This is a genomic window from Mycobacterium sp., assembly GCF_025933915.1.
Taxonomy (GTDB): domain Bacteria; phylum Actinomycetota; class Actinomycetes; order Mycobacteriales; family Mycobacteriaceae; genus Mycobacterium.
Genome location: NZ_JAICZA010000056.1, coordinates 21,389 through 27,451, shown reverse-complemented (window position 1 = coordinate 27,451; position 6,063 = coordinate 21,389). Strand labels below are relative to the sequence as shown.

Annotated in this window: 5 protein-coding genes; 3 read left to right on the top strand and 2 right to left on the bottom strand. The window is 68.1% G+C overall.

Annotated elements, in window-relative coordinates:
- A partial coding sequence (locus tag Q0W90_RS11340) for an acyl-CoA dehydrogenase family protein (protein WP_297774584.1) occupies positions 1 to 779 on the bottom strand: 779 nt, incomplete at its 3' end.
- Between the two features lie 125 nt (positions 780 to 904).
- Here Q0W90_RS11340 and Q0W90_RS11335 point away from each other — a divergent pair.
- Together Q0W90_RS11335 and Q0W90_RS11330 are read left to right on the top strand one after the other, a co-directional pair.
- Positions 905 to 1,882, top strand: a complete 978-nt coding sequence (locus Q0W90_RS11335) for a phosphotriesterase-related protein (protein ID WP_297595659.1) — start codon at positions 905 to 907, stop codon at positions 1,880 to 1,882.
- Entirely contained in the window at positions 1,883 to 3,385 is a 1,503-nt protein-coding gene (locus tag Q0W90_RS11330; RefSeq protein ID WP_297774582.1) for an AMP-binding protein, read from the top strand.
- 16 nt (positions 3,386 to 3,401) lie between these two features.
- Here Q0W90_RS11330 and Q0W90_RS11325 read toward each other — a convergent pair whose 3' ends face one another.
- A complete protein-coding gene (locus Q0W90_RS11325; protein WP_297595662.1) occupies positions 3,402 to 4,637 on the bottom strand; it encodes an acyltransferase in 1,236 nt (411 codons plus the stop codon).
- Between the two features lie 121 nt (positions 4,638 to 4,758).
- Between Q0W90_RS11325 and Q0W90_RS11320 the strand changes: the two genes are divergently transcribed.
- On the top strand, positions 4,759 to 6,063 hold the full coding sequence (locus Q0W90_RS11320; protein WP_297595663.1) for a DUF3068 domain-containing protein: 1,305 nt from the start codon (positions 4,759 to 4,761) through the stop codon (positions 6,061 to 6,063).

Genomic DNA, 6,063 nt, shown 5'->3' with positions numbered 1-6,063 from the left:
GCGCCCCAGCCCAGGTTGTACTTGCAGACGTTGACGGTGTTCAGCGCGGCGTGGAACGCCTCGGGGCCGCGGTGCAGGATGTCGGCCTCGGTCACCGGGTAGTCGCGCAGCGCGTAGTTGGCGACGTAGTTCTGCGAATTCACGACGTTCTTGATCAGGTGGTAGCGCTCGTGCTGGGAGTCGGCGGCGAAGAACACGTACTCGGCTTCGTTCTTCGAGCCGCCGGCGAACTTGCCGAAGGTGGAGACCATCCGGGCCACGTTGGCGTTGCCGATGTAGTACTTCTCCCCGGTGGCGCTCCATCCACCGTCAGACGGCGTGAGGTTCATGTCGGTCTGGTAGACGTCGGCGCCGTGCGTCTGCTCCGACAGGCCGAACGCGAACACCTCGCCGGCCTCGAGCAACGCGGCGGCCTTGCGCTTGGCGTCCTCGTTGGCGCTCATCCAGATCGGGCCCAGACCCAGGGCGGTGACCTGGAAGGGATACCAGTAATTCAGCCCGTAGAAGCCGACGATCTCGGCGAACGCGCTGATCCGGTAGGTGTCCCAGCGACAGGCCAAGTCATCCGAAGCGCCATGGGCGCTGGGCGTCAGCAACGACGCGAAGATGCGCTCGCGGCCGATGTGGTCCAAAAAGTCGGAGTACCACACCCGTTCGTGGTCGTCGGACTTCAACCGCGCCTTTCCCCGGGACTCGAAGAAGTCCACCGTCGCGGCCATGATCTCTGCAGAGCGGCGGTCTGGGTACTGGCGTTGCAAGTGGTGGGGATTGAGCAACATGGTGGGACTCCCAGCGGGTTCTCGACGAAGACGAGGGTGACGGTACTGCACCAGCGCGGCCGTCGGGGCACACCGGAACAAAACGACCCTGTTCGTCCGGTGCCAGTCCACCTAGCATCAGTCACGTGTCAGAACTCAATACCGCTCGCGGGTCCATCGATACCGCTCAGTTAGGCGTGACCCTCATGCATGAGCACGTGTTCATCATGACCACCGAGATCGCCGAGAACTATCCCGACGCATGGGGCGACGAAGAACGACGGGTGGCCGACGCCATCGACAGGCTCAACGAGCTGAAGGCCCGTGGCGTGGACACCATCGTCGACCTCACCGTGATCGGCCTGGGCCGTTACATCCCGCGCATCGCCCGGGTCGCGGCGGCGACCGAACTGAATATCGTTGTGGCGACCGGGCTTTACACCTACAACGACGTGCCGTTCTATTTCCACTACCTGGGTCCGGGCGCCGAGCTGGGCGGCCCGGAGATCATGACCGACATGTTCGTCCGCGACATCGAGCAGGGCATCGCCGACACCGGCATCAAGGCCGGCATCCTCAAGTGCGCCACCGATGCGCCCGGCGTCACCCCGGGCGTCGAGCGGGTGCTGCGCGCGGTCGCCCAAGCGCACAAGCGGACGGGGGTGCCGATCTCCACGCACACCCACGCCGGACTGCGGCGCGGCCTCGAACAGCAGCGGATCTTCGAATCCGAGGGCGTCGACCTGAGCCGGGTGGTCATCGGGCACTCCGGCGACAGCACGGACGTCGGCTACCTCGAAGAGCTGATCGCGGCCGGATCGTATTTGGGCATGGACCGGTTCGGCATCGACGCGATCTCGCCCTTCGAGGACCGGGTGAACATCGTCGCGCAGATGTGCGAGCGCGGTCACGCCGACAAGATGGTGCTGTCCCACGACGCCAACTGCTACTTCGACGCGCTGCCTGAAGAGCTGGTGCCACAGGTGATGCCGAACTGGCACTACCTGCACATCCACAACGACGTGATCCCCGCGCTCAAGGAGCGCGGCGTGACCGACGAGCAACTGCACACCATGCTGGTCGACAATCCGCGCCGCATCTTCGAGCAGACGGGCGCCTACTAAATGACCCAGGGTGAGCCGGCGCCCCCGATCGGCACCCAGATTTCACAGCTTGCCCAACTCGCTCCCGACGAGCCCGCGGTCACCTGTGACGGGGTGACGCTGACCCGTGCCGAGCTCGACCGCTCGACGAACCGGCTGGCCCGGGCCTACGCCGAGCGGGGCGTGGGTGTCGGCGACTACGTGACCATGGTGCTGCCGAACTCGGTCGAGTGGATCCAGGCCGCGGTGGCCTGCTGGAAGCTGGGCGCGGTCCCCCAGCCGCTGTCGGCGCGGTTGCCCGACGCGGAGTTGCAGGGCCTGCTGGACCTGCGGCCGTCCGCATTGCTGGTCGGGCGTGACGGTGATCATTTCGAATTCCCCAGTGTACCAGCGTGTTTCACCCCCGATCCGGCGCTGTCGGACGGCCCGCTGCCGGAAGCCGTATCACCGGTGTGGAAGGCGATGGGATCCGGCGGCAGCACCGGCCGGCCCAAGCTGATCGAAGCCGGCGGCGACAGCCGGATACCGCCGCTGATCGGCTATCCGCTGGGCGCCCAGGAGGGCGACACCACGTTGGTGCCGCTGCCGCTGAGTCACAACACCGGCTTCACCACCGCGACCATCGCGCTGCTGATGCGCCATCACCTGGTGCTGATGAGCCGGTTCGACCCGCACCAGTTCCTGCGGCTGATCACCGACCACCGCGTCACGTTCCTCACGACGGTGCCGACGATCATGCAGCGGACGCTGCCGGTCTACCACGGCGACCCGAGCTGCTACGACCTCTCCTCGCTGCGGCGGTTCTGGCACCTGGGGGCGCCGTGCCCGCCGGCCATAAAGCAGGCTTGGATCGATCTGCTGGGTGCGGAAAAGGTCTGGGAACTCTACGGCGGCACCGAATTACAGGCGCTGACCTTCATCTCCGGCGACCAGTGGCTGGCGCACCGGGGTTCGGTGGGCGTGGTGGTCGCCGGGGAGATGAAGGTGCTCGACGACGACGGCAACCCGTGTCCGCCCGGTGTGGTCGGCGAGATCTACATGCGGCCCGGCCCCGGTAGCGCGCCCACCTATCGCTACGTCGGTGCCACGGCGAAGAGCCGCGACGGCTGGGACTCGCTGGGCGATCTCGGCTATTTCGACGAGGACGGGTTCCTGTATCTGTCGGACCGGCGGGTCGACATGTTCACCGTCGGCGGCCGCAACGTCTACCCCGCCGAGATCGAGAACGCGCTGTCGGCGCACCCGGACGTGTTGTCCTGTCTGGTCGTCGGTGTCCCCGACCCGAACGCCGGTGACCTGGGTCAGGTGCCCTACGCCCTGGTGCACACGGCCGACGGCTCCACCCTGGACTGCGCGGGCGTGCAGGCGTTCCTGCGCGAACACCTGGCGGCGTACAAGGTTCCGCCCACCCCCGACTTCATCGAGTTCGTCGACACCCCGCTCCGCGACGACGCCGGCAAGGCCCGCCGGTCCGCGGTCCGGGCCCAGGTCATGCAGCGACTTCAGACCGCGGCAGCCGGGTGACCCGCGACCGCGCCGATTAGGGCGCGATCGCGTCCGCCTCCGCATCGACGGCCTCGGCGGCTTCGGCCGGCCTCTGGCGTTTCTCCCAGCGGCGCAAGGCTTCTCGGCAGGGCGACTCGACCAGCGCGTAGCTGACCGCGGCGATCGCGAACCCGAAGATCAGCGTCACCACCAACACCGTCGGCATGTTGCCGGTGAACGGGAACGTCCCGACGACCGGGAACACCATGGCCAACGCGGCCAGGTGCCAGATGAACAGGCCGTAGGACCAGCGGCCCAGGGTGACCATGGCGGCGGTGCCCAACAGCCGGTGACCGGTGTCGGGACGGTCCAGCACCAACGGCGCGACCAACGCGAAGGCCACCAGCGCGCCCATCGCGGTCTTCACCGCGAACTGGGCGGGCGTGCCGGGCACCAGGCCTTCCGGGCCGGCCAGTGGCGACGCCGCGACCAGGTAGGCCGCCACCGCGGCGACGCCCATCACCAGGCGATGGCGCGCGATGCGGTGCGGGAGCCCGACGCCGCTGTGGACCCACTCCGCCAGCAGCATGCCGGCGGCGAACCAGGAGAAGAACGCCGGCGGCCAGTTGAGCGGGTTGATGCCCTCGGCCCCGTGCCCCGGCACCCAGCCCCACGCCCAGCTGAGCGCCCCCAGCGCGGCGATCACCGGCACCCGCGCGCGCACCGGCAGGCGGCGGGCCAGCAGCGCGAGAACGGGCAGCGCCAGATAGAAGCTGACCTCGACCGACAGGCTCCACATCTGGGTCAGCCCACCGGTCAACGTGAGCGGCACATAGATCTGGGTCAGTGTGAGGTTGGCCAGCCACACCGTCGGACTCGCGTGATCGGCGTCGGGTAACAGGGTCAGGATCACGACGACCGCCACCACATAGGCGGGCATGATGCGCACGACCCTGGACCGCAGGTAGTGGCCGGTGCGCGGGCGGGCTCCCAGATCCCTTGCCGCCGCGGCATGCCCGCGCCACAGCAGGAACCCCGACAGCGCGAAGAACACCGCGACGGCGAGATCGAAGCGCCCGAACAGCCGGCCGGAGGCGCCGCTGGAGTGCCCGGTCTGGAAAGCGACGTGCGTGACCACCACGCCCATGGCCGCGCAGGCGCGCATGCCCTCCACCGCCGGCAGGAAGCTGCGCACCCCGCCCACCCGCTGGTCGTCGCTCACCACCACAGTGTGCCTGTGCCGGGTTGCCCGACGAATGGGTACACCCGAGGTACCCGCCCGCCCGAGCATCAGGTTCGTAAGCCGCCGCCTTAGTTTCTGCTGTTAGGGTCAGACGAGTTTGCCCCGGGCTGCTCGCTCGGGTCGGGTCGCGGCTGAGCAAAACAAGGGATCATGAGGAGGGCACAGCGACGTGAACCGAGCAGTCATGTTGCGGTTCGCCGCATGCGGGATCATCGGACTCGGGGCCGCCCTGCTGATCGCCGCGCTGCTGTTGTCGACGTACACCACCAGCAGGATCACCAAGGTCCCCCTGGACATCGACGCCACGCTGGTCGGTGACGGCACCGGGACGGCGCTGGACTCCGCGTCGTTGTCGACCGACCACGTCGTCGTCAACCAGAACGTGCCGCTGGTCGCCCAGCAGCAGATCAGCGTCGAGTCGCCCGCCAACGCCGACGTCGTCACGCTGCAGGTCGGAAGTTCGTTGCGACGCACTGACAAGCAGAAGGACAGCGGGCTGCTGCTGGCGATCGTCGACACCGTCACGCTCAACCGCAAGACCGCGCTGGCCGTCTCCGACGACACCCACGCCGGCGGCGCGATCCAGAAACCGCGCGCCGTCAACGACGAGAACCCGCCCACCGCGATGCCGCTGCGCCACGACGGGCTGTCCTACCGGTTCCCGTTCCACACCGAGAAGAAGACCTATCCCTATTTCGATGCGATCGCGCAGAAGCCGTTCGACGTCAACTACGACACCGAGGAAGACGTCAACGGGCTGACCACCTACAAGTTCACCCAGAACGTCGGCTACAACGCCGACGGCAGGCTGGTGGCCCCGGTGGCGTACCCGTCGCTGTTGGCCGGCAACGAGGACGCCAAGCAGACCACTTCGGCGGCGATGTGGGGCGTCCAGGGCGGCGATCCGAACGAACAGATCACCATGACCCGCTACTACGCGGCGCAGCGCACGTTCTGGGTGGACCCGGTGTCGGGCACCATCGTCAAAAAGACCGAGCACGCCGACCACTACTTCGCCCGTGACCCGCTCAAGCCGGAGCTCACCCTGGCCGACTACAAGGTCACCTCGAACGAGGACACCGTGGAATCCCAGGTCAACGCTGCCCGCGATGAGCGCGACCGGCTGGCGCTGTGGTCGCGGGTGCTGCCGATCACCTTCACCGCGGTCGGCTTGATCGCGTTGGTCGGCGGGGGGCTGCTCGCCTCGTTCAGCCTGCGCAGTGAGAGCGCGCTGACCGACCCGGGCCTGGTCCGTGGCGATCAGGACTTCTTCGGCCGCAGCGGCCTCGAAGAGCCGGTGCCCGGCGCCGAAGCCGAGACCGAGAAGCTGCCCACCCAGCGCCCCGATCTGCGTCAGGAGTCCGGTTCGCCCGGCGCCGAAGCGCAGGGCCCGCCCGGAACTTCCGGCCCGGACGAGCCGACCGAAGCGGGGCCCACCGAGTCGAATCCGCCCGGCCCGCACGACCGGGAATAG

Coding starts and splice junctions, on each gene's coding strand:
- Q0W90_RS11330 (WP_297774582.1), top strand. CDS start 1,883: ATGACCCAGGGTGAGCCGGCGCCCCCGATCGGCACCCAGATTTCACAG.
- Q0W90_RS11325 (WP_297595662.1), bottom strand. CDS start 4,637: ATGCTCGGGCGGGCGGGTACCTCGGGTGTACCCATTCGTCGGGCAACC.